The sequence below is a fragment of the Xanthomarina spongicola genome, assembly GCF_003148645.1.
GTDB lineage: Bacteria > Bacteroidota > Bacteroidia > Flavobacteriales > Flavobacteriaceae > Xanthomarina > Xanthomarina spongicola.
The window spans coordinates 1-3,563 of record NZ_QGGP01000017.1 but is presented as its reverse complement, the minus strand read 5'-3'; the positions used below and the strand labels follow the sequence as shown (position 1 = coordinate 3,563).

At 31.9% G+C, this 3,563-nt stretch carries 3 protein-coding genes; all 3 read right to left on the bottom strand.

Translation table 11 applies throughout. From position 1 onward, the window contains the following. Nucleotides 1–222: 222 nt before the first annotated feature. The 3 genes from LX78_RS14580 to LX78_RS14570 all read right to left on the bottom strand — a co-directional run bounded on the left by LX78_RS14580 (nt 223) and on the right by LX78_RS14570 (nt 3,368). Entirely contained in the window at nt 223–1,464 is a 1,242-nt protein-coding gene (locus tag LX78_RS14580) for a serine hydrolase domain-containing protein (RefSeq protein WP_109683513.1), read from the bottom strand. A gap of 164 nt (nt 1,465–1,628) precedes the next feature. Continuing rightward, on the bottom strand, nt 1,629–2,468 hold the full coding sequence (locus LX78_RS14575) for a CPBP family intramembrane glutamic endopeptidase (protein ID WP_245881550.1): 840 nt from the start codon (nt 2,466–2,468) through the stop codon (nt 1,629–1,631). Nucleotides 2,469–2,678: 210 nt separating this feature from the next. Beyond that, entirely contained in the window at nt 2,679–3,368 is a 690-nt protein-coding gene (locus tag LX78_RS14570) for a DUF6090 family protein (RefSeq protein ID WP_170109861.1), read from the bottom strand. Nucleotides 3,369–3,563 lie beyond the last annotated feature (195 nt).

Genomic DNA, 3,563 nt, shown 5'->3' with positions numbered 1-3,563 from the left:
TCAGTTTAAAAGGTTCTGAATACCGTCTGATCACTTTGTCATTTCTGTACATAATGTTTAAAATTATGTAGCCTTTATTCAGGACGGGTCATAATTGATTGCAACGGTATTGTATATGATTTGTTGCGTGTTAAGCATCTAATTTAGCAAATACAAACCGAATAGAAAATCCGCGAGGATTTTCGTAAGTAGGCTAGAACTAGCAATAAATTATATACGTTGTTACCTGCTGGCTTTTCCGCTGTTTAATTCAATCTCGTAATCAATTAAGGACTTCCAAATTGTTGTTATTTCTCCCCATATTTGACCTTCATCAAAAAAATCTGTGTCAGTATTAGAAATGATTATTTTTCCAGTATTCCTTTTGGGGTTAAAATACATTCCAGAAAAAACACCGAATTCAGAGCCATTATGTCCAATAATTGTATCTGTAATTCTCATCCAATCATCAGTATATTCTATAAAATAGCCATAAGATTTTTCTTTATAGGTTTGCTTTTGGTAGAACTTTTTAAAACCAGCATCGGTCAACAAACTACCATTTCCATTATAACCTTTAATTAATTCGGTTAAAAATAATCCTAAATCTTCGCTTGAAGTAACAAACCATCCGCTTGGATAACTGTTTGTTGTGTATGGTGTCAACATCAATTCGGTGCTTACAAAAAGTCTTGATTGGAATTCAGAACTGTTATTTGATAGCGACCAACTCGATGATTTCATTTTTAAAGGATTTAAAATGTATTTTTTAGTAAAATCTTTAAAATCCATTTTCGAGGCTTTCTCAATTATCAGCGCACATAAATCTGAACCTATATTTGAATAATCTCTTTCTGTTCCAGGTTTGTAGTCTGAAAATGGAAGTTTTTCGTAAATATCATTTTCCGAAAAGGCTTGTTTTAAATAATCTTCTAATGATTGTTTTTCTTCTGGTTTTCTGAAAATACTATAATAGGTTTCGTAATCATTGTCTTCAATCGGCATATCCTTAAAAAAATACTGATTAAAATAAATATCTTCTAAATCGATAATTGACGAAGTGTGATACGCCAAATGTTCGATAAGAATTTCTTCGTTAGGATATTGAGGATTTGTAACTTTAAATGGTAAAAATTTATTTATTGGGTCTTTAAGGTTTAATAGTCCTAATTCTTCAGCTTTTATTAATGAAATACCAATTAAGGTTTTTGAAATTGAAGCTATTGGCTGAATTGTCTTTGGTGAATAAATTTTGGTTGTATCTAAATCAGAAAAGCCAAAACCATTCTTATAAACCATACCATTTTCATTAACGATTGCAACTGAAAATCCTTTAATTGAATCGGTTTTAAACGCTTGTTCTAATTTTTTAGTTAACTTTTTATCTAATTCAATTTTGTTAATGTTAGCAGTTTCGTTTGATTTGTCTTGCTTACAAGATGTACAGAGAATTAGGATGAAAATTATTATTATTAATTTATTCATATGATTTTTTTCAGCTTGCAGGTAACGTGATTGTGTATGATTAGTGGCGTGTTTCAGCACCTAATTTAGCAAATAAAAACCGAATAGAAAATCCGCGAGGATTTTCGTAAGTAGGCGAGAACTAGCCATTAATTATACACGGTGTTAGGCGCTGTGTTTTTCAGTCACAATTTTTCTTTAATTGCTTTTTTCCAAAAATAAATTCCAAAAACACAAGTCACGATAGCAAACATAATTCCGTTTTCGCCAAGCCAATGTTCCGCTCCTTCATTCTTTATTGTTAATTCGGGTAATATTTTTTGAATATATACATTACTTACTGCGTGAAAAATTACTGCTGGCCATAGGCTTTTAGATTTAAAAGTGTAATAAGTCATAATGAACGACATTGAGACTATAACAACATAAAATGTCGTCAATTCCAGGATTACATTTTCGCCATAATATACAATTAATGGCCAATGCCAAGTTGCCCAAATAATTCCACTAAAAATGGAAACACCAGTAAACGAAAGAACTTTTCTTAATTCATAAATGAAAAAACCTCGCCATCCAATCTCTTCTCCCAAAGTTGTTGCTGCTGCTCTAATTACTTCGATAGTTCCTAATAAGATAATAGCTATGATTGCAATCGATGTTGGATTTAAAGTTCCTATTCCAATCAAACCAAGTTCTTTTCCCCAATCTGTTATTGCTTCGCCATTTGTCAAACTTCCAAAGCCAAAAACCCAAATTAGTATATAAGTGATTAAGCCATATAAAGCAGGAATAAAATAAGAAAGTCGAATATATTTCCAATTTCCCCAATTCCAATTTAGTGAAGAAATAGGGCGTTTTATCAGTTTTAAAGTGATTATGGTAGCTATGGCAGGACACCACATTAGTCCTCCAATATATATTCGTGACGGATATAAGTTAACTATCGCATAATGAAATAAAGAGCTTAAAATTGTAACAATAGCAAGGAAAATAAATATTGTATTCCAAGTTTTTTTTCGTTCCATTAAATTTTCTTGCATTTGAACTTCTGATTGGTTTATTAATGGAAGACGATGAGTTCGTAGTTTTGTTACATTGCGCCTAACGTGTTCGTGTATGATTTGTACGGAATCAGACGCAGTCAGATTCAGTTGCAAATCAGATGTTGGAATAAAGATAGGATTTTTTATTGAAGGTTAACAGTAGTATAAATTATACACGGTGTTGTGCTTTCGTTATTTATTAATATTTTCATCAATAAGTTCAATAATATGCTCTAAGGTTGCTGTTAGCTCATTTTCTTCTTTTAATCCATCTTGCCGTTGAAAATAAAAAAGATGGTTAGTTGCCCATCTAAATTCCGGATGCTCATAAATTGATTTCACATTATAACCCAGATTTTTTCCATCTTTAATGATCATTGCATTGGTCCAAGCTGATTTCATCAAATCATCTCTTTGGGCCTCAATTTTCAGTGTATTTTCTATAGCATCTGTCGTTAATTCCTTTAAAGATGCCAGTAAATATTTTAGTTCCTTATTAGAAAGTTGATTGATTTGTCCCGAAGAGATTATAGAATTAAGTATCCCATTTTGTGGATCATAAGTAACGTTCCAATTCAATTTTCTGATTAATTCATAAAACAGACTATCCAACATTTTATCAAAAGCGACTCTGTCTCTAAAAAGCGCTCTCATTTCTATTGCGGTTTGAAAGGATCTTTCGTTTTCCTCAATTGCGAATTCCAAAGCTTTCAGATTTATTGTCATTTCTTGTTTAAGGTCTTTAAGAATAGACTGCTCTGCTTTTTTTAGCTTTCGGTCTTCATTCCAACCATTAATGGATACCGCTATTAGAATTCCAATAATTACAAGCAGAATTTCGCCAATAGCATATTTCAAATACTTTCCAGTTTTGTTTTCCATAAGTAAGTTTTGGCGAATTTTTCTAAAGAATTTTATCATTGGTTAGCGGTTTCTCGAAAGGTAGAACAATTAATTAACTCGAGCTTCGGATAATGAAGCACAACGTTTATGTGTAAGGAACGTTGCGTGTTTGTGTGCGAGGATTTTCCGAAGGAAAATCAGAAGCTAGCAAACAAAGCAACGACCAAACGGTTG

Bases quoted from the DNA above. Each gene is read 5' to 3' on its own strand.
- LX78_RS14575 (WP_245881550.1), bottom strand. From the start codon at position 2,468: ATGGAACGAAAAAAAACTTGGAATACAATATTTATTTTCCTTGCTATT.
- LX78_RS14570 (WP_170109861.1), bottom strand. From the start codon at position 3,368: ATGGAAAACAAAACTGGAAAGTATTTGAAATATGCTATTGGCGAAATT.
- LX78_RS14580 (WP_109683513.1), bottom strand. From the start codon at position 1,464: ATGAATAAATTAATAATAATAATTTTCATCCTAATTCTCTGTACATCT.